Raw genomic sequence first — 20,133 nt, forward strand, 5'->3', positions numbered from 1 at the left:
GCCGCATTACGCTTGCACAGTGGCACGGAGAGGTGCCGGCCCGACGATCGCCCTTCTCCTGGAGGCTCTGTGCCTGAAGCACTGCCCGACCTGTTCCACGCCGACGGCGTGCTCTTCGACCTCGACGGCGTGCTCACCCCGACGGCCGAGGTGCACATGCGTGCCTGGAAGGCCGTCTTCGACGATGTGTTCGCGCGATGGGGCATCACGGTGCCCTACACCGACGCCGACTATTACGACTACGTCGACGGCAAGAAGCGCTACGACGGTGTCGCGAGCCTGATGCGCAGCCGCAACGTTGAGCTGCCCTGGGGCGATGTCGACGACGAGCCGACCGCCGAGACCGTCTGCGGCATCGGCAACCGCAAGAACGCTGCGTTCGCCGCGTCTCTGCGCGCTCAGGGGATCGCGCCGTACCCCGGCTCGCTCGCGCTCGTCGAGAGCCTGCACGCCGTGGGCATCCCGCTCGGCGTGGTGTCGAGCTCCAAGAACGCCGAAGAGGTGCTGGGGGCCGCGGGCCTGCGCTCCTTCTTCCGGATCGTGGTCGACGGCGTCGTCGCCGAACGCGACGGACTCGCCTCCAAGCCCGCGGCCGACATGTTCGCCGCCGGTGCCGCAGCCCTCGGGGTCGACCCGGCACGTGCCGTCGCCGTCGAGGACGCCACCTCCGGCGCCGCATCCGCAGCCGCAGCCGGCTTCGCGACCGTGGTCGGCGTCGACCGCGGTGCGGGCGCCGACGCCCTGCGTGCCGCCGGCGCCACCGTCGTGGTCGACGACCTCGACGTGTTCCTTCCCGCTTCCCGCAACGACATCCCGGAGACCGCATGATCGACCGCGACCGCTTCCCCGTCGACCCGTGGCGTCTGATCGACACGCACTACTCGGAGGAGGGCGTCGGCGAGACGCTGTTCTCCGTCGGTAACGGCTACCTCGGCCTGCGCGGCAACCACATCGAGGGCCGCGGCGCTCAGGAGCACGGGACGTTCATCAACGGCCTGCACGAGACCTGGCCGATCCGTCACGCCGAGCAGGCCTACGGCTTCGCGGAGGTCGGGCAGACGATCGTCAACGCCCCCGACGCGAAGGTCATGCGCGTGTACGTCGACGACGAGCCCGTCTCGCTCGACGACGCCGACGTGCGCGAGTACCGGCGCACGCTCGATCTGCGCACCGGTGTGCTGGAGCGCCTCGTGGTCTGGGAGACCCCGTCGGGAAAGCGTGTGCGCATGCGCGACGAGCGCATCGTGAGCTTCGAGGAGCGCCACCTCGCGGTGCTGCGGCTCGAGGTCGTGGTGGAGAACTCCGATGCCCCGGTCACGATCAGCTGCCAGCTGCTCAACCGGCAGGACGGTGCCGGTGTCTATGCGGGCACACCGATCGGCACGAAGGCCGCGGCATTCGACCCGCGCAAGGCCGAGAAGATCGCCGATCGCGTTCTGGAGCCCGCTGAGCACTGGCAGGACGGGCTGCGCTCGGCCCTGTCGTACCGTGTCGCCGACTCGGGGATGACCGTCGCCGTGGTCGCCGATCACGTCGTCGAGACCGAGAACGAGTACAACGCCCGCACGCTCATCGAGGCCGACATCGCCAAGAACGTGTTCCGCGTGCAGGCGAAGGCCGGGGTGCCGATCACGGTCACCAAGCTCGTGAGCTACCACACGTCACGAGGCGTGCCTCCGCGTGAGCTGGTCGATCGCTGCCGCCGCTCCCTCGACCGCGCGGCGGACGAGGGCGTCGAGACCGTGTTCCGCCGTCAGCGGGAGTGGCTCGACGCGTTCTGGGAGCGCAGCGACGTGCAGATCGGCGGACGCGACGATCTGCAGCAGGCCACGCGCTGGTGCCTGTTCCAGCTCGCCCAGGCGTCGGCGCGCGCCGACGGGGCCGGAGTCCCCGCCAAGGGCGTCTCCGGTTCGGGGTACAGCGGGCACTACTTCTGGGACACCGAGATCTACGTGCTCCCGTTCCTGACATACACGTCACCGCGATGGGCGTACAACGCGCTGCGTGCACGGGTGCGCATGCTCCCGGCGGCGCGTCGACGGGCATCGCAGCTCAACGAGGCGGGGGCGCTGTTCCCCTGGCGCTCCATCAACGGCGAGGAGGCCTCGGCCTACTACGCCGCCGGTACCGCGCAGTACCACATCAACGCCGACATCAGCTTCGCGCTGGGCAAGTACGTGCGCGCGACGGGCGACGAGGAGTTCCTGCGGCGCGAGGGCGCCGACATCGCGATCGAGACGGCGCGGCTGTGGGCGACCCTCGGCTTCTGGCGTGCCTCGCGTCTCGTCGAGGGAGCGCCGGGAGACGGGATCGAGACCTTCCACATCCACGGCGTCACCGGGCCGGATGAGTACACGACCGTCGTGAACGACAATCTCTACACGAACGTGATGGCGCGCTACAACCTGCGCTACGCGGCCAAGATCGTGCGCGAGATCAAGGAGAGCCACCCTGACGACTACGTGAAGCTTGTCGACCGCACCGGCCTCGGTCCGGGCGAGGCCGAAGCGTGGGACCGCGCCGCAGAGGCCATGTACATCCCGTACAGCGAGGGGCTCGGCATCCATCCGCAGGACTCCCTGTTCCTCGAGCGCGAGGTGTGGGATCTGGCCAACACACCCGCCGAGCAGCGACCGCTCCTGCTGCACTTCCACCCGCTGGTGATCTACCGGTTCCAGGTGCTCAAGCAGGCCGATGTCGTGCTCGCGCTGTTCCTGCAGGGCAACCACTTCACGCCCGAGGAGAAGAAGGCCGACTTCGACTACTACGACCCGCTGACCACGGGCGACTCGACCCTGTCGGCGGTCGTGCAGTCGATCCTCGCGGCCGAGGTCGGCTACCAGGACCTCGCGCAGAAGTACTTCGAGCAGTCGCTGTTCGTCGACCTGCATGATCTGCACCACAACGCGGCGGACGGCGTGCACGTCGCCTCCGCCGGCGGGGTGTGGACGGCCCTGGTGTGCGGCTTCGGCGGCATGCGCGACTACGCAGGCGACCTGAGCTTCGACCCGCGACTGCCGGCGAGCTGGCCGTCGCTGTCGTTCCCGCTCCAGTGGCAGGGATCGACTCTGCACGTGACGGTGACGAAGGACGAGCTGCGCGTGCAGGTGCGCAGCGGCCCCCCGGTGCCGTTCAGCGTGCGGGAGGCCTCGTACATCGCGACGGTCGAGGACGAGGTCGTCGTGCCGCTCGCCGATCAGGGTCCGCTGATCCCCGGTCGCCCGACGCTCCGGCAGTTCGCCGACGCCCGACGCGAGGACGGCACGCGCATGTCGGCGTCCGTTCCCGTGATCACGACGACGATCCCGGTGATCGAAGCGATCGACTGACGCTCGGGCCCGCCGAAGGTCGGTGGCACGCCGTAGGCTGTTGAGGTGACCACAGCCCTCTACCGCCGCTACCGACCCGAGACGTTCGGCGAGATGATCGGGCAGTCCCAGGTGACCGATCCGCTCATGACGGCGCTGCGCGGTGACCGGGTCGGACATGCCTACCTGTTCTCCGGGCCTCGCGGGTGCGGAAAGACCACGTCAGCGCGCATCCTGGCGCGCTGCCTGAACTGCGCCGAGGGGCCGACAGACGTGCCCTGCGGCGTCTGCCCCAGCTGCGTCGAGCTCTCACGCGCCGGCGGTGGATCGCTCGATGTCGTCGAGATCGACGCGGCGAGCCACAACGGCGTCGACGACGCACGCGACCTGCGCGAGCGGGCGACGTTCGCCCCCAGCCGCGACCGGTACAAGATCTTCATCCTCGATGAGGCGCACATGGTGACGCCGCAGGGCTTCAACGCACTGCTGAAGCTCGTCGAAGAGCCGCCGGAGCACGTCAAGTTCATCTTCGCGACCACCGAGCCAGAGAAGGTGCTCGGCACCATCCGCTCCCGCACGCACCACTATCCGTTCCGGCTCGTGCCGCCGGCCGCGATGCTCGAGTACGTCGCCAAGCTGTGCGCCGAAGAGGGCGTGATCGTCGAACAGGGTGTCCTCCCGCTCGTGGTCCGCGCCGGTGGCGGCTCGCCCCGTGACACGCTCTCGCTGCTCGACCAGCTGATCGCCGGCTCCGACGCACCTGCCGGATCCGAGACCGTCACCGTCGGCTACGCGCGCGCCGTCTCCCTGCTCGGCTACACGCACGGCGCCCTCCTCGACGAGATCGTCGACGCGCTCGCCGCAGGAGATGCGGCAGCCGCGTTCCCCGCGATCGACCGCGTGGTGCAGACCGGGCAAGACCCTCGCCGTTTCGTCGACGACCTGCTCGAGCGCCTGCGCGACCTCATCGTGATCGCCGCGGTCGGTCCCGGTGCCTCGGCCGTTCTGCGCGGTATCGCGGAAGACGACCTGGAGCGCATGCGCACCCAGGCCGACGTGTTCGGCTCCGCGCGGCTCTCGCGCACGGCCGACGTGGTGAGTGCGGCCCTCGACGACATGTCGGGTGCCACATCGCCGCGCCTGCACCTCGAGCTCATGGTCGCGCGCGTCCTCGCCGGCGCGACCGAGGCTGCAGCCGTGGCGCCTGCCCCCGCGGGCGAGCGTGCGGTGGCCCCCGTTCGTCAGGCCGCCCCGACGGTCTCCGCTCCCGCCCCGACGGTCTCCGCTCCTGCTGCCGCGGCATCCGCACCGGCCGCACCGAGTGGCGCGGGCGCGCAGAGCCCCGCCGCAGAACCGAGCCCTGCTCCCGAGCAGAGCCCTGTCGCCGATCAGAGTCCTGTCGCCGCGCAGAGTCCTGTCGCCGCGCAGAGTCCCGTCGCCGAGCCGGCGAGTGAGACCACCGCGCCGGAGGCCGCTCCCGCCGAGCCGGCCGCCCCGCAGGGACCGGTCACGTTCGAGCGTGTCCGGGCTGCCTGGCCGGCGGTTCTCACGCGGCTCGAGAGCATCAGCCGCACATCCTGGCTCCTGGCCACGGCCGTGCAGCCGCTGGCGTACGTCACCGAGACCGAGGTGCTGACGCTCGGGTTCACCAGCCAGCACGACGTCGCGAAGTTCAAGGGGACGACTCCGGGCTCAGGCCCGTCCGATCACCTGCGCTCGGCGATCGAGAACGAGCTCGGCGTGCGGGTGAAGTACCTTCCCGCGCCGATGCCCGCCGGGGGCGCTCCGCGCCAGCCTGCATCGTCCGGCGCATCGACACCGGCCGATTCCGCCCCCGCATCGGAGCCTGCGTCAGCGGGGTCTCCTCGTTCGCAGGTCCGTGGCGCATCCGCATCGTCGGTGACGGAGTGGGCCGTCGCACCGATCCCGACCGCGCACGAGGAGCAGGTGCGCGACGCCCCGGCTCCTTCGGCGCCCCTTCCCGTCGACGAGGAGCCCGAAGAGGTGGAGGCTGCGGCCTCGGCTCCGGTTCCCCCTGCGGACGGTGTCGTGGACCGCGACGAGCCCCCGCTGCCCGGCGACGACGAGGCTCCGGCCTATGACGACGAACCTCCGTACGACCCGTCGTACGAGCCGCCGGCCGAGCCGTCCGTGTCGCGCCACTCTCCTCCCGAACGGTCCGCGCCGCAGACGCAGCGCACGGCCGTGGCCGCTCCGCCGGTCGTCATCGAGCGCTCGCCCTCCGTCGGGGGAGTGCAGCGCTATGGTGAGGCCGTGATCCGCCAAGTGCTCGGCGCGACGTTCTTGCGCGAAGAGCCCTACGAGCCCCCGACGAGGTTCTCCTGATGTACGACGGCATCGTTCAGGAGCTGATCGACGAGTTCGGTCGGCTCCCCGGCATCGGCCCGAAATCCGCCCAGCGGATCGCCTTCCATATCCTGCAGACGCCGACGTTCGACGTCGCACGTCTTGCCGAGCTGCTCAGCGAGATCCGCATCCGTGTGCGGTTCTGCGAGATCTGCGGCAACGTCGCCGAGCAGGAGCGCTGCGCCATCTGCCGTGACCCGCGTCGCAGCCAGGCACTGATCTGTGTGGTCGAAGACGCGAAAGACGTCGCGGCCATCGAGCGCACCAGGGAGTTCCGCGGCCTCTATCACGTGCTCGGCGGAGCCATCAGCCCCATCGCTGGCATCGGACCGGACGATCTGCGCATCGCCCAGCTCATGACCCGTCTCGCCGACGGCACGGTGCAGGAGGTCATCCTCGCCACCAACCCGAACCTCGAGGGGGAGGCGACTGCGAGCTACCTCAGCCGTCTGCTGACGACGATGCAGATCACGGTCTCCCGCCTCGCCTCCGGGCTGCCCGTGGGCGGCGACCTCGAGTACGCCGATGAGGTCACCCTCGGGCGTGCCTTCGAGGGCCGACGGATCCTGTGAGCCCGAACGCGGGTTTCTCGCGTCGCGGCTGGCTTCTCTTCGGAGCCATGGCGCTGCTGTGGGGAGTACCGTATCTGTTCATCAGTGTCGCGGTCGAGTCGTTCTCGCCCCCGGCGATCGTGGCGGGGCGCACGCTCATCGCCGCTCTGCTGCTGCTGCCGTTCGCGATCCGCAGCGGCGCGTTGCGTGCCGCGCTGAAGCACTGGCCCTGGGTGCTCGCCTTCGGCGCGGTCGAGATGGCCGGGCCCTTCCTGCTGCTCGGCCACGCCGAGATGACGCTGCCTTCGGGAATGACCGGTCTGCTCGTGGCGACCGTTCCGCTGTTCGCCGCACTGATCGCCCTCGGCGGCGGCGACCGTGGAGTGCTCCGGCCTGCCCGCGGGATCGGACTGCTCATCGGTTTCATCGGCGTCGCGATCGTGGTCGCAGGTCCCGGGCTCTTCGGCGGCGAGGTCAGTCTTCTCGCTGCGGGGGAGGTGCTCCTGGTCGCCGTGCTGTATGCGATCGCTCCCTTCATCGTCGCGCGCAAGCTCAACGATGTGCCCTCGCTCGGCACCATCACCCTGTCGCTTCTGATGATCGGCGTCTTCTACCTCCCGATCGGCCTGCTCACCCAGCATCAGGTGCCCAGCGTGCCCTCGATCGCCGCGCTCCTCGCGCTCGCCGTGATCTGCACGGCGGTGGCGTTCCTGGCGTTCTTCGCGCTCATCCGGGAGGTGGGGCCGGTGCGCGCACCGCTGTTCACCTACGTGAACCCGGTGGTCGCGATCATCCTCGGCGCGATCGTCCTCGCCGAACCCCTGACCCCCGGCCTGCTGATCGGCTTCCCGTTGATCATCATCGGCTGCTGGTTCGCCGCCACGGGCGGACGACTGCGTCCGGTCTCGGCCCAGGCGCTCCCGCCCGCCCTCTAGCCGCGCTCGCGCATCCGGTCACGCGGACGAGGCCAGACAACCGGACGGGTGACACATGCGCAACGGAGCATACGCGCCGATCGTAGAATGAGCGTGGGCGGATCCGCCCACCATCCCAGGGAGTGATCGTGGCCCTCATCGTGCAGAAGTACGGCGGCTCGTCCGTCGCCGACGCAGAGAGCATCAAACGCGTCGCCAAGCGCATCGTCGACACGCGTCGTGCAGGCCACGACGTGGTCGTCGCCGTGAGCGCGATGGGCGACACCACCGACGAGCTGCTCGACCTCGCGAACGAGGTCGCACCGATCCCCGCCCCGCGCGAGCTCGACATGCTCCTCTCCAGCGGAGAGCGCATCTCGATGGCGCTGCTGGCCATGGCGATCCACTCGATGGGGTTCGAAGCGCGCTCCTTCACGGGCAGCCAGGCGGGCATGATCACCGACTCCCAGCACGGGGCCGCTCGCATCGTCGACGTCACTCCCGTGCGGTTGCGTGAAGCCCTCGACGAGGGGGCGATCGTGATCGTCGCCGGTTTCCAGGGCTTCAACCGCGACACCCGCGACATCACCACGCTCGGCCGTGGTGGCTCCGACACCACGGCCGTCGCCCTCGCCGCTGCGCTCGACGCCGACGTGTGCGAGATCTACAGCGACGTCGACGGCATCTTCACCGCCGATCCGCGCGTGATCCCCAAGGCGCAGAAGCTCGATCATGTCTCCAGCGAGGAGATGCTCGAGCTCGCCGCCAACGGCGCCAAGGTGCTGTACATCCGCGCCGTCGAGTACGCGCGCCGTCACGGCGTCCTCATTCACGCTCGGTCGACCTTCTCGTCGGCCGAGGGCACATACGTTCTGGGCGAGGGTATGAAGAACCCCCGCGAAGCCGAGGGAGCAGTCATGGAAGAACCGATCGTCGCCGGTGTCGCCACCGACTTCAGCCAGGCCAAGATCACCGTCGCGGGTGTGCCCGACGTGCCGGGCAAGGCTGCCGAGATCTTCAAGATCGTCGCCAAGTCGGGCGCGAACGTCGACATGATCGTGCAGAACGTCTCTGCCACCGGACGCACCGACATCTCCTTCACGGTGCCCAAGGCCGATGCGGCGGGAGCTCTCAAGGCCCTCGCCGGTGAGCAGACCGAGGTCGGATTCCAGAACCTGATCCACGACGACCAGATCGGCAAGCTCTCCGTCGTCGGTGCGGGGATGCGCACGCATTCGGGCGTCTCCGCCACCCTCTTCGAGGCGCTGTCGGCCGGCGGCATCAACATCGAGATGATCTCGACCTCCGAGATCCGCATCTCCGTGGTGCTGCGCGACACCGACCTGACCGAGGCCGCACGCACCGTGCACACGGCCTACGGGCTCGACGGCGACGCCGAGGCCACGGTCCACGCCGGCACCGGCCGCTGATCTCTGCCGCTCGCCGCCGTTTTCCTGCCGACCGTGCGAGAGCCGGCAGCGCAGGGCCGGCGGCCTGTCGGGGGCACGGTAGACTCACCGAAACCCTGACACCGGCGCCAGGCGCAGCCTCAGCACCCCGACGCCGCGCCCGAAGCCTCGTACGCAGTACCGCACGACGCCAAGGAACATCATGACCCGCATCTCCGAATCAGGACTCTCCGTCGCCATCGTCGGCGCCACCGGCCAGGTGGGCACCGTCATGCGCGAGATTCTCGCCGAGCGGTCGTTCCCGATCCGCGACCTGCGGCTGTTCTCCTCCGCGCGCTCCGCCGGCACGGCCATCGAGTTCGGCGGCGCGACCGTCATCGTCGAAGACGTCGAGACGGCGGATGCCACGGGCATCGACATCGCCCTGTTCTCGGCGGGAGCCACGGCGAGCCGCGCCTATGCGCCGCGCTTCGCCGCTGCCGGTGCCGTGGTCGTCGACAACTCCAGTGCCTGGCGCATGGACCCCGAGGTTCCGCTCGTGGTCAGCGAGGTGAACCCGCACGCGATCGACGAGCGCCCCAAGGGCATCATCGCGAACCCGAACTGCACCACGATGGCCGCGATGCCGGTGCTGAAGGCGCTGCACGCCGAGGCCGGCCTCGAGCGTCTGATCGTGTCGACCTACCAGGCCGTGTCCGGCTCGGGACTCGCCGGCGCTCAGGAGCTGCTCGGCCAGGTCGAGGGTGTGCTCGCCCAGGGCGACACCCTCCGTCTCGTGCACGACGGATCCGCGGTCGATTTCCCCGAACCTGAGAAGTACATCGCCCCGATCGCGTTCGACGTGATCCCCTTCGCCGGCAACCTGGTCGACGACGGCGACAACGAGACCGACGAGGAGAAGAAGCTCCGCAACGAGAGCCGCAAGATCCTCGAACTCCCCGGCCTCCGCGTGGCCGGCACCTGCGTGCGAGTCCCGGTCTTCACCGGCCACTCGCTCTCGATCAACGTCGAATTCGCGCGTGACATCACTCCCGAGCGTGCCAGGGAGGTGCTGAGCGCGGCCCCCGGTGTCGTCCTCGACGAGGTTCCCACGCCGCTGCAGGCTGCCGGCAAGGACCCGAGCTTCGTCGGTCGCATCCGCGCCGACCAGTCCGCACCCGAGGGTAAGGGACTCGTGCTCTTCCTGAGCAACGACAACCTGCGCAAGGGCGCCGCGCTGAACGCCGTGCAGATCGCCGAGATCCTGGCTGAGCGCCTGGCGGTCATAGCCTGACGGTATGCCCGCGATGCGGAAGCGGTCTGGCGCAGCAGGCCCGCATGGTCTGCGACGACGCGCCCGCGAACTAGACTGGTTGGGTGACTGAAAACGTCGATGTCGTCCTGATCGGCGGTGGCATCATGAGCGCCACCCTGGGTACTCTCCTGCACGAGCTGCAGCCGGAGTGGAAGATCGTCGCCTTCGAGCGACTCTCCGAGGTGGCTCAGGAGAGCTCGAATCCGTGGAACAACGCCGGCACGGGGCACGCTGCGCTGTGCGAGTTGAACTACATGCCGCAGCAGGGAGACGCTCCGCTCGACCCGGCCAAGGCGGTCTCGATCAACGAGCAGTTCCAGCAGAGCCGTCAGTTCTGGTCGTCGCTCGTGGAGAAGGGTGTGCTCGACGCGCCGTCGACCTTCATCAACGCGACGCCGCACATGACGTTCGTGCGCGGCGAGAAGGATGTCGCGTACCTCAGGAACCGCTACGAGGTGCTCAAGAAGCAGCCGCTGTTCGCCGGTATCGAGTACAGCGAGGACTCCCGCGTCATCAACAAGTGGGCGCCGCTGCTCATGCAGCAGCGCGTCAAGGGTGAGCCGTTCGCCGCGACCCGCGTCCCCGCCGGCACCGACGTCGACTTCGGCGCCCTCACCAACCAGCTCTTCGACCACCTGACCGACTCCGGCGTCACGCTGCGCACGAACCACGAGGTGCGCAGCCTGAAGAAGCAGAAGGACGGCACCTGGCTGGTCAAGTACCGCAACCGCATCGGGCACACCCCGAACGAGGTCAAGGCGCGCTTCGTGTTCGTCGGGGCCGGCGGCTGGGCGCTCAAGCTGCTGCAGAACTCCGGCATCCCCGAGATCAAGGGCTACGGCGTCTTCCCCATCGGCGGACAGTTCCTCAAGACCACGAACCCGACCGTCGTCGCTCAGCACAAGGCGAAGGTGTACTCGCAGGCGTCCGTCGGTGCTCCGCCCATGTCGGTTCCGCACCTCGACACTCGTGTCGTCGACGGCGAGGCCTCCCTCATGTTCGGGCCGTTCGCGACCTTCAGCCCCAAGTTCCTGAAGAACGGGTCGATGCTCGACATCGTCACCCAGGTGCGCCCGCACAACCTGCTGCCGATGCTGCAGGTGGCGGTGAAGAACCCCGACCTCATCACCTACCTCGTCAGCGAGCTGCTGAAGAACCACGCCAAGAAGGTCGACAGCCTGCGCACCTTCATGCCGACCGCGAAGGATGAGGACTGGACCCTCATCGACGCCGGTCAGCGTGCTCAGGTCATGAAGAAAGACCCGAAGAAGGGTGGCATCCTGCAGTTCGGCACCGAGGTCGTCGCCGCGTCCGACGGGTCGATCGCCGGTCTGCTGGGCGCCTCTCCCGGTGCCTCGACCGCCGTCCCGATCATGCTCGATCTGCTCAAGAAGTGCTTCCCCGCGGAGTACCCGGGCTGGGAGCCCGAGCTGCGCGCGCTGATCCCCACCTTCGGCGAGAAGCTGAACGAGGACGCGGCACTCGCGGAGAAGTCGACCGAAGCGACCGCAGCCGCACTCGGCATCAACGTCTGAGCCGGCACCGTGGCGAAGCTCTACTTCCGCTACGGCGCGATGAACTCGGGCAAGTCGACGGCATTGCTGCAGGCCGCCTACAACTACGAAGAGCGCGGACAGCGGGTGCTGCTGGCGAAGCCGGCGATCGACACCAAAGGAGCGTCAGAGATCGAGAGTCGACTGGGCGTGACGCGCCAGGTCGATTTCCTCATCGCTCCCGACGACGATGCCCGCGTGATCTTCGCCACTCATCGAGGACGCATGCAGCACACGTCGGATGACGAGCTGCTCCCCGAAGGCCCGATCGACGTGGCCTGCCTGCTGATCGATGAGGCCCAGTTCCTCACACCGTCGCAGGTCGACGACCTCTTCCGCATCGCGGTGGTCGACGGAATCCCGGTCATCGCGTACGGCATCCGCAACGACTTCCTCACGCACGCGTTCCCCGGGTCCGCGCGCCTGCTCGCGATCGCGCACTCCCTCGAGGAGCTCAAGACCATCTGCCGCTGCGGACGCAAGGCCGTGTTCAACGGTCGCGTGGTCGGCGGGCGCTTCGTGTTCGACGGCGACCAGGTCGCGATCGACGAGGGCACCACCGGCTCGGCCTCGCCCGAGCTGACCACCTATGAGTCGCTGTGCGGCACCTGCTACCTCGAAGAGTCCGGCGGGCGCCTGGGCTGAGACGCCGCCCGGCTCATCTCTCTACGCTCCAGGAAGAGCGCCTTTCGTCGCGCGCGCTGAAGGTGCTCCCTCGTGGCTCCCGCGAGGGGCGGCTCTTCTGGCGCCTGTTTGCGTGGTCTGACCACAGGCGATACTCTGTGGTCAGACCACAGGAGGATCGATGGCGGAACAGCCGGCGCGCGCATGGCGACTCGTGCTCGAGCACATCGAAGGCGACCTCCTCGATGCCCGCCTCGGCCCGGGCGACCGGCTGCCCTCCGAGCGGGATCTGGCCACCGAGCTCGGCGTCGGCCGATCCAGTGTTCGGGAGGCGTTCCGCGTCCTCGAGGTGATGGGACTCATCCGCACCGCGACCGGCTCAGGCCCGCAGTCGGGCGCCATCGTCATCGCCACGCCCACCGGGGGCATGTCGGCGCTGTTGCGGCTGCAGGTCGCGGCTCAGGGCTTCCCTCTGGACGATGTCGTACGCACACGTCTGGTGCTCGAAGACGCGGTCGTCCAGGTGCTGGCTGCGGCGTCCGACCGCGACACGAGCCGCGCCCACGAACTGCTCGAGGCGATGGATGCTCGAGGCCTCGCCCCGGCGGAGTTCCTCGCCCTCGACGCTCAGCTGCATCTCGCCCTCGCCGAAGCCAGCGGCAACACGGTCATCGCCGCGATGATGGCGGGTCTTCGTTCCTCGATCGAGTCCTATGTGCAGGCGGGAGTCTCCGCGATCCCGGACTGGGAAGCGATGGCGACTCGTCTCCGCTCCGAGCACCGCGCCCTCGTCGCCGCCATCGATGCCGCCGACGTCGAAGCCGCGCGCGCGCTGGTCCATACCCACATCACCGGCTACTACACGTCCGCGGGGCTCACCCGTGACACCCACCCCCAGACCTGAGAGGCACATCATGGTGCAGCGCCAGTTCCCGAACCCCGTCGAGCTCCTCGAGCTGATGAAGTTCAAGAAGCCCGAACTCGACGGGCGCAAGCGGCGTCTGGAGGGTGCCCTCACGATCGACGATCTGCGTCTCATCGCCAAGCGGCGCACGCCCAAGGCCGCCTTCGACTACACCGACGGGGCGGCCGAAGGCGAGCTTTCCCTCACTCGCGCGCGCCAGGCGTTCCAGGACGTGGAGTTCCACCCCGGCATCCTGCGCCCGGCGCCCACGGTCGACACGAGCGTCGAGATCCTCGGCGGGCCTTCTGCCCTGCCGTTCGGAATCGCGCCCACCGGATTCACACGTCTGATGCAGACCGAGGGGGAGACCGCGGGTGCGGGCGCCGCGGCGGCAGCCGGCATCCCGTTCACGCTCTCGACGCTCGGCACCACCTCGATCGAGGGTGTGAAGGCCGCCAACCCGCACGGGCGCAACTGGTTCCAGCTCTACGTCATGCGCGATCGCGAGATCTCGTACGAGCTCACCCGTCGAGCGGCCGCCTCGGGGTTCGATACCCTGCAGTTCACGGTGGACACCCCCGTCGCCGGTGCCCGCCTGCGCGACAAGCGCAACGGGTTCAGCATCCCGCCGCAGCTCACCCTCGGCACGATCATCAATGCGATCCCGCGGCCCTGGTGGTGGTACGACTTCCTCACCACCCCGAAGCTCGAGTTCGCGTCTCTCAGCACCACGGGTGGCACGGTCGGCGAGCTGCTGGACGCGGCGATGGACCCGACGATCAGCTACGACGACCTCGCGGTCATCCGCGACATCTGGCCCGGCAAGATCGTGATCAAGGGCGTGCAGAACGTCGAGGACTCTGTGCGCCTGCGTGATGCGGGTGTCGACGGCATCGTGCTCTCCAATCACGGAGGACGCCAGCTCGACCGTGCGCCGATCCCTTTCCACCTGCTCCCCGAGGTGCGCAAGGCCGTCGGCGACGACTTCACCGTCATGATCGACACCGGCATCATGAACGGCGCGGACATCGTCGCGGCAGTGGCCCTCGGAGCGGACTTCACCCTGATCGGACGGGCGTACCTCTACGGGCTGATGGCGGGTGGGCGTCAGGGCGTCGACCGGACTATCACGATCCTGCGCAGCGAGATCGAGCGCACGATGCGCCTACTGGGGGTCGCCTCCCTCGCCGAGCTCGAGCCCGCGCACGTGACGCAGCTGACCCGTCTGGTCCCGGTCGCCCGGGCTGCCGCCGAGGCTCGCGTGCGCTGAGACCCCGCTCGTTCGATCCCGCTCGCGCGGTGGCTCTGCGGTCTCAGGACTGCGTGGCCACCGCTCGTGCGCGCGGGGGCCACGGCACGAGCATCGACGTCGTGCGGCGGTAGTCGGCGTAGGCCGGGTACTTCGACGCGGTGATCGACTCGGTGAAGATCGTCGACCCGATGAACAGCACCGTGAGCAGGGCGGGGCCGACGATGGTCGGGTTCAGTACTCCTCCGATGACACCGGCGCCGCCGGTGACCGCTGCGGTCGCGCCGATCGCGTAGAAGGCCCACCACTGCGCCTGTTCGAAGAAGAAGTTCGGGTGCCGGCTGTAGCGGAACAGGCCCGTCGTGGCGAAGCCGGTTGCGAGAGTGCCGCCCGCCTCCTTCTTGCGCTGATGGAACCGCCACTGCTGCTGGTCGGCGACGGTCTCCCCGGCCAGGAAGGCGACGAAGGCGGCGATGAACAGCGCATCCCACCCAGTGAGGGCGGAGGGATTCTGCGCGGCGACGGCGGCGGGGAGCGTGATGAGCACGAGCAGCGCCATCTGGTAGCAGATGATGAACAGCACGTTGAAGATCTGGAACTGCCAGGGGCGCATCCGTCCCCGCAGTATGGCCCACCGGTAGTCCTCCATCCCCGTGTAGCCGCCCTTGCGGGCGAAGTTGAAGGTCAGGCGTGCGCCCCACGCGGTGGCGAGCACTCCCATCACGACCACACGGGCGGATCCTTCGCCGTTCACGAAGGCCCCGGCGACGAAGATCCAGACGTAGACAACCGGCACGATCGACCATGCGCGGTCGACCCAGGATGTGTCTCGGGTGATCAGGGAGAGCACCCAGCAGGCGGCACTGGTGACTGCGGCGACGATGATGACGATCAGCAGGGCATCCATGACGCCATGCTAGGACCCTGCTGCAGTGTCGCGCTGCGCGACACTGCTGAGGTCAGAGCGTGAGCAGAAGAGCGTCGAGCTTGTCGGCGGTGTCTTCCCAGCCCTCCACAGCCACCGAGGGCACACCGATCGCGAGCACGGGGTAGTCGTTGCCGCCCTCGTCGAGCCGGTCGCCGTAGAACAGCATGTCGGTCAGCGCTATGCCCGTGCGGGCGGCGAGCTGCCGCATCCCGAAGGCCTTGTCGATGCCGGCCTGGGTGATGTCGATAGAGGTCGAGCCGCCCGAGCGCACCTCGAGACCGGGAAGACGCGCAGCGACCGCATCGCGCAGCGCACCGCGCTTGGCCCCCGTCGGGTCCCAGTCATGCTTCGCCTCGCGTGGGGCGCTCTGTCCCAGCGCCGAGAAAGTGATCTGCGAACCGCGGTCTTCGAGGATCTCACCCCACGGCTCGGCCTCCCAGAGTCCGAGTCGTTCGGCCTCTTCGCGCAGGGCCGTCAGCGCGGCCTGCTTCTCGGCGTCGCTGAGGTCGTGGGCGTAGACCGGCATGAAGTCGGTGCCGTCGTGGCGGAGGTAGCGGGTGCCGCACGTGGGCAGCAGGTGCAGACGCGCGAGATCCGCGGGGTCGGCGTCGCCGAGGCGTGACACCACCTGCGAGCGGAACTGGGCCTCGTTGCCACCCGAGATGATGGCGACGTCGACCGTGCGCAGGAGGGCGCGCAGCAGGGCGGCGATTCGCGGGTCGATCAGACCCTTCGAGGGAGCGAGCGTGTCATCGAGGTCGAAGGCGACGAGTGTGGGCGCGGTCATGATGTCTCCAGCCTAGAAGGTGGACGCTGGGAGGAAAGCGGGGCGACGAGCAGAGTGACCACGACAGCGAGGGCGACCCCGAGGATCGCGCCCGTGGAGTTGGCCACGACGTCGTTCACCGTCGCCGCGCGGTGGGGGAGTGCCACGCGCTGCGCTGTCTCGATCGCCGCCGAAAGCACGGGACCGACCAGGAGCGCGAGGAACCACACCCGACGGGGGAGGAGCAGGAAGGCGAGGATGCCGACCGGCACGAACACGAGCACGTTCGCGATGACCTCGAGGCGGGTGAAGTCGAGCGATTCCCAGCCGAGACGATGGGCTGTGGTGAGCACGACATCGAGCAGGTTCGGCATGGTCTCCTCGACCCGGGAGGGCGTGAGGGTGAGAGCGGCCAGGCCGATCAGGAAAGGGATGCCGAGGACGAGGGCCCAGGCACGTGTGAAGCGGCGCGGCGGCGGGAGCAGAGAGCTCATGCGTTCCCTTCGTGCGCGATCCCGATACAGAGAAGGCCGCCCCTGAGGGCGGCCTTCTGGTGTCACTGGTCGGGGTGACAGGATTTGAACCTGCGACCTCTTCGTCCCGAACGAAGCGCGCTACCAAGCTGCGCCACACCCCGTTTGCAACCCTCCGAGTCTACAGGGAAATGCTCTCTGCGCCGAATCGAGGCAGGATCAGTCCCGCGCGGTCAGCGTGAGCAGCGTCGCCTCGGGCCGACACGCGAAGCGCACGGGGGCGTAGATGGAGTGTCCGCAGCCCGCGCTGACGTTGAGCGGCACGGTGCGGTCGCCGTGCGACCACGTGCTCAGGCCCTTGGCTTGCTTGAGGGGGATGTCGCAGTTCGCCACGAGCGCGCCGAATCCCGGGAGGCAGACCTGACCGCCGTGCGTGTGGCCACCGAGGATCGCGTCGGCTCCGAGATCGGTGAAGCCGTTGAGCACGCGCTGATAGGGCGCGTGTGTGACCCCGAGCACCGGAGTCGTGGACTCGCGGGCCCCGAGAGCGGCGATGGCGTCGGGAAGCTCATCCAGCCGGTCCCAGTCGCGGTGGGCGTCATTGACGCCGAAGAGGTCGACCTCGGCGCCGGCGATGCGCAGCCGCGCCGCCGTATTGTTCAGGTCGGTCCAGCCGAGCTCGTCCGTGAAGTAGCGGTCCATCGCGTCGGTGTCCAGAAGCTCCGGCTTGTGGTGCTTCTTGGACGGTCCGAGGAAGTAGCGAAACGGGTTGCGCGGCGACGGCGCGGCGACGTCGTTCGATCCGTGCACGAAGACGCCGGGGACGCCCGCGAGCGGCGCGAAGGCGCGTCGGATGCCTTCCAGGCCGTTCTCGTGGCCGAGGTTGTCTCCGGTGTTCACGATGAGGTCGGGCTTCAACTCCGCGAGGGAGGCGAGCCAGTCCTGTTTGCGGTGTTGCCACGGTGCCATGTGCGCATCGGAGATATGCAGGATGCGCAGTGGCGCTGAGCCGGACGGCAGCGCCGGCGCCGTGGCCTCCCGCACGGTGAAGAGGTACCTCTCGATGCCGATGCCCCAGATCGCGGCCGCCGCACCCACGGCCCCCACCGCGCCGAGCGCGACGAGGGCCGGGTGTGCGGCGCGGCGTGCGACTACTGGCACGTCACACGGACGGACGTGGACTTGCTGGCCGCGGTACCCGGCGCAGGATCCGAACCCCCCACGACGGAGGTCGGTGGATTGCAGGAGTTGTCGAACTCGATGTTCGTGAATCCCGCGGCCCCGAGCGCGGCAGTGGCCTGGGCTCTCGACATCCCGACGAGATTCGCGGGAACGGTCGTGCCCTGTCCGTTGCTCGTGGCGAGTGTGACGGTCGCGCCGGTCGCCGCTTCCCCGTTGGGATCTTGAGCTGCGACGAGACCGGCGGCGAGGTCGCTGTCGACGGCTCCTCCGACGGAAACCTGGAAGCCCGCGTCCGTCAGGATCGCGGTCGCCTCCTCCACGGATTTACCGACGACACTCGGAACCGTCGCCAACTGCTGACGGGTGAGCTTGCCGTCGGGCTTCGGGAACGCGTCCCCACCGTATGCGGCGTTGGCTGCGGCCTGTGCGGCCTGCGCCACCGGGTAACGCATGTCGTTGAGGTTCCAGCCGTTGGCCCTCTTGCGGTAGATGTTCTCCTGACCCTGCCAGCGACCGGCCCAGACCGCCGTGGCGACCTTGGTGCTGGACTCGATCATCATGGTGGACCAGGTGTCGTGCGTTCCGGTCTTGCCGATCAGTGGCGTCCCGTCGTTGGGGTTGGCCCGGGAACCGGTGCCGCCGCCGCCCATCACGCTCTGCAGCGCGAAGGCTGCCGTCGCCGCAACCTCAGGCTGAAGCACACCGTCGGTGCACGACGATGCGGGAAGCTCACGGTCCTTCCCATCCGCGCCGATTACACGATCGATCGCGCGCGGTGTGCAGTACCTGCCCCCGCTCGCGACGGTCGCGTAGGCGTTCGCCATCGCGAGGGGTGAGATGTTCTTCGGCCCGAGTACGTCAAAGGGCACGTTCTCATCGGTGACCTTGTCGCCGTTCGCCAGCGTGACGCCCATGCGGTCCGCCACCTTGTTGATGTCGCAGATGTCGAGCTTCGACGCCATCGCGAAGTACCCACTGTTGAGGGAGTTCTTCGTGAAGCTCAGCACGGACCCGGTGCCGCCGCCACCGCCGCCGAAGTTGCCGATCTCCTTCGTGTTGGTGTTCTGTCTCGCGCCGCAGACGGGGATCTTGAGGTTCGTCTGCACGCTTCCGTTCAGTACCTCATTGACCGAGTGTCCCTTCTCGAGCCAGTCGATCAGGGTGAACAGCTTGTAGGTCGAGCCGACCTGGAACCCGCCGGAGTTGCCGTGCTCCCTGTCGCCGGCGAACACCAGCGACGAATATGCCTGATCGTCGGTGGGAGTCTCGGTGAACAACGTGTTCTGCGTCATCGAGAGGATACGTCCAGTGCCCACCTCGACCGAGACGCCGGCAGCGCCGAAGTACGCGTTGTCGGCGTTCACGGGTACGATCTCGGCCATCTTCTCGGCGGCGGGGGTCTGGATGCGGTAGTCCAGCGACGTGTAGATCTTCAGGCCGCCGCGGCGGAGCAGGTCCGTTCGCTCCTGCGGGCTCTTGCCGAAAGCCTCGTCGCTCAGCACGATCGACTTCACGTACTGGCAGAAATACGCGCTGGCCCCGGCGGACGCGCAGCCCTGGGTCGGAGGATTCAGGGCCGGCGCGACGTCCGAGGCGTCGGCCTCGTCGTACTGCGCCTGCGTGATCTTGCCGTCGGCGAGCATACGACCGAGCACGTAGTGGCGGCGGTCCTTCGTGAGCGCGTAGCCGTCAGCGGCGTTGTTCAGCGCGACGCCCTCGGCGTTCGTGATCGTGCCCTGTTCCGCCTTGTCGATGCGGTAGGTGTTGGGGTTCTGCACGATGCCGGCGAGCGTTGCCGACTGCGCGACCGTGAGGTTCGCCGCCGTCGTCGAGAAGTAGTAGTTCGCTGCGGCTTCGATGCCGTAAACGGTGCCACCGAAGTTGGCGATGTTCAGGTACCCGAGCAGGATGTCGTTCTTCGAGAAGTCCTTCTCGATCTGGATCGCGTACCGCATCTCCTGCAGCTTGCGCTCGATACCCTTGCTCCCTGTCGCGTTGGTCGCGTCGAGCCAGCACTGCTGGAGATCCTCGGAGTAGGTGTCGGAGGTCGTGTCGACCTCCTGCTCGCACTTCTGGATGAGCACGTTCTTCACGTACTGCTGACTGATCGTCGAAGCGCCGCGGCTGGACGTGCCGCGCACGTTGTCGACGAGAGCCTTCACCGTGGCGCCGATGTTCACGCCGCCATGGCTGTAGAAGTTCTTGTCCTCACTCGAGAGGATCGCGTCGTACAGGTTCGGGGAGACCTGCTCGTAGGTGACGGGGACGCGGTTCTGCTCGTAGAACGACGCGAGCTCGACCGTCGAGCCGTCCGGGGCGGTCGCGTAGATCGTCGACTGCTCCATCGGCGTGCTCGGGTCGAGGCTCTCGGGGAGCTGATCGAAGAGGGTGAGAGCCTGGGTGCCTGCGAGGCCGGTCATCGCGAGCACCGGGGTGACGCTGGCCGTGACGAGGAGACCGGCGACGGCGCTCAGGCCGACGAGCCCGACGAGACCGCCGAGCACGCCTCTCACCGTGCGATTCTTTTGGGGCATACGCTTGATCGTAGGGGAGTTCCCTGAATACCGCCTTTGACGAGCTCGCCCCGGAATTCCGGTGTCGCGCCCCGATC

16 protein-coding genes and 1 tRNA gene are annotated in these 20,133 nt (G+C 68.4%); 11 read left to right on the top strand and 6 right to left on the bottom strand.

Annotated elements, in window-relative coordinates; all coding sequences use genetic code 11:
• The first annotated feature begins 69 nt into the window (after positions 1 to 69).
• From F6W70_RS03495 to F6W70_RS03545, 11 genes are all read left to right on the top strand, one after another.
• Positions 70 to 828, top strand: a complete 759-nt coding sequence (locus F6W70_RS03495) for an HAD-IA family hydrolase (protein ID WP_151485926.1) — start codon at positions 70 to 72, stop codon at positions 826 to 828.
• The gene (locus F6W70_RS03500; RefSeq protein WP_055865336.1) at positions 825 to 3,329 is read left to right on the top strand and encodes a glycoside hydrolase family 65 protein; all 2,505 of its coding nucleotides are present in this window, start codon (positions 825 to 827) and stop codon (positions 3,327 to 3,329) included. Before F6W70_RS03495 ends, F6W70_RS03500 begins: the two co-directional genes overlap by 4 nt.
• A 45-nt stretch (positions 3,330 to 3,374) precedes the next feature.
• The gene (locus tag F6W70_RS03505; RefSeq protein WP_151485927.1) at positions 3,375 to 5,654 is read left to right on the top strand and encodes a DNA polymerase III subunit gamma and tau; all 2,280 of its coding nucleotides are present in this window, start codon (positions 3,375 to 3,377) and stop codon (positions 5,652 to 5,654) included.
• Positions 5,654 to 6,247, top strand: a complete 594-nt coding sequence (recR, locus tag F6W70_RS03510) for a recombination mediator RecR (protein ID WP_017829084.1) — start codon at positions 5,654 to 5,656, stop codon at positions 6,245 to 6,247. Before F6W70_RS03505 ends, recR begins: the two co-directional genes overlap by 1 nt.
• Positions 6,244 to 7,161, top strand: coding sequence for a DMT family transporter (locus F6W70_RS03515; protein ID WP_055865328.1), 918 nt, complete (start codon positions 6,244 to 6,246; stop codon positions 7,159 to 7,161). Before recR ends, F6W70_RS03515 begins: the two co-directional genes overlap by 4 nt.
• A gap of 128 nt (positions 7,162 to 7,289) precedes the next feature.
• Positions 7,290 to 8,570: an aspartate kinase gene (locus F6W70_RS03520; RefSeq protein ID WP_031205603.1), complete on the top strand. Its 1,281-nt coding sequence runs from the start codon at positions 7,290 to 7,292 to the stop codon at positions 8,568 to 8,570.
• A gap of 181 nt (positions 8,571 to 8,751) precedes the next feature.
• Positions 8,752 to 9,822, top strand: a complete 1,071-nt coding sequence (locus tag F6W70_RS03525) for an aspartate-semialdehyde dehydrogenase (protein WP_055865326.1) — start codon at positions 8,752 to 8,754, stop codon at positions 9,820 to 9,822.
• Positions 9,823 to 9,947: 125 nt separating this feature from the next.
• The gene (gene mqo, locus F6W70_RS03530) at positions 9,948 to 11,378 is read left to right on the top strand and encodes a malate dehydrogenase (quinone) (RefSeq protein ID WP_229778826.1); all 1,431 of its coding nucleotides are present in this window, start codon (positions 9,948 to 9,950) and stop codon (positions 11,376 to 11,378) included.
• A 9-nt stretch (positions 11,379 to 11,387) separates the two neighbouring features.
• Positions 11,388 to 12,041 carry a thymidine kinase gene (locus tag F6W70_RS03535; RefSeq protein WP_151485928.1) on the top strand — a complete coding sequence of 218 codons (654 nt, stop codon included), beginning with the start codon at positions 11,388 to 11,390 and terminating at the stop codon, positions 12,039 to 12,041.
• A 160-nt stretch (positions 12,042 to 12,201) separates the two neighbouring features.
• The gene (locus tag F6W70_RS03540; RefSeq protein WP_151485929.1) at positions 12,202 to 12,924 is read left to right on the top strand and encodes a FadR/GntR family transcriptional regulator; all 723 of its coding nucleotides are present in this window, start codon (positions 12,202 to 12,204) and stop codon (positions 12,922 to 12,924) included.
• A 10-nt stretch (positions 12,925 to 12,934) separates the two neighbouring features.
• A complete protein-coding gene (locus F6W70_RS03545) occupies positions 12,935 to 14,194 on the top strand; it encodes an alpha-hydroxy acid oxidase (protein ID WP_151485930.1) in 1,260 nt (419 codons plus the stop codon).
• 43 nt (positions 14,195 to 14,237) lie between these two features.
• Here F6W70_RS03545 and F6W70_RS03550 read toward each other — a convergent pair whose 3' ends face one another.
• The 6 genes from F6W70_RS03550 to F6W70_RS03575 all read right to left on the bottom strand — a co-directional run bounded on the left by F6W70_RS03550 (position 14,238) and on the right by F6W70_RS03575 (position 20,056).
• Positions 14,238 to 15,080: a DUF1295 domain-containing protein gene (locus F6W70_RS03550; protein WP_151485931.1), complete on the bottom strand. Its 843-nt coding sequence runs from the start codon at positions 15,078 to 15,080 to the stop codon at positions 14,238 to 14,240.
• Positions 15,081 to 15,132: 52 nt separating this feature from the next.
• Positions 15,133 to 15,888, bottom strand: a complete 756-nt coding sequence (locus tag F6W70_RS03555) for an HAD-IIB family hydrolase (protein ID WP_017829074.1) — start codon at positions 15,886 to 15,888, stop codon at positions 15,133 to 15,135.
• Positions 15,885 to 16,361 (bottom strand): VanZ family protein, encoded by a 477-nt coding sequence (locus F6W70_RS03560; RefSeq protein WP_151485932.1) that lies wholly within the window; start codon positions 16,359 to 16,361, stop codon positions 15,885 to 15,887. The genes F6W70_RS03555 and F6W70_RS03560 overlap by 4 nt, the downstream gene beginning before the upstream one ends.
• Positions 16,362 to 16,427: 66 nt before the next feature.
• A tRNA-Pro gene (locus F6W70_RS03565) sits at positions 16,428 to 16,504 on the bottom strand.
• Positions 16,505 to 16,559: 55 nt separating this feature from the next.
• Positions 16,560 to 17,501 carry a metallophosphoesterase gene (locus F6W70_RS03570; protein WP_151485933.1) on the bottom strand — a complete coding sequence of 314 codons (942 nt, stop codon included), beginning with the start codon at positions 17,499 to 17,501 and terminating at the stop codon, positions 16,560 to 16,562.
• The gene (locus tag F6W70_RS03575; RefSeq protein ID WP_318278786.1) at positions 17,492 to 20,056 is read right to left on the bottom strand and encodes a transglycosylase domain-containing protein; all 2,565 of its coding nucleotides are present in this window, start codon (positions 20,054 to 20,056) and stop codon (positions 17,492 to 17,494) included. The genes F6W70_RS03570 and F6W70_RS03575 overlap by 10 nt, the downstream gene beginning before the upstream one ends.
• Positions 20,057 to 20,133: the final 77 nt, after the last annotated feature.

This window comes from Microbacterium maritypicum (assembly GCF_008868125.1).
Lineage (GTDB): Bacteria > Actinomycetota > Actinomycetes > Actinomycetales > Microbacteriaceae > Microbacterium > Microbacterium maritypicum.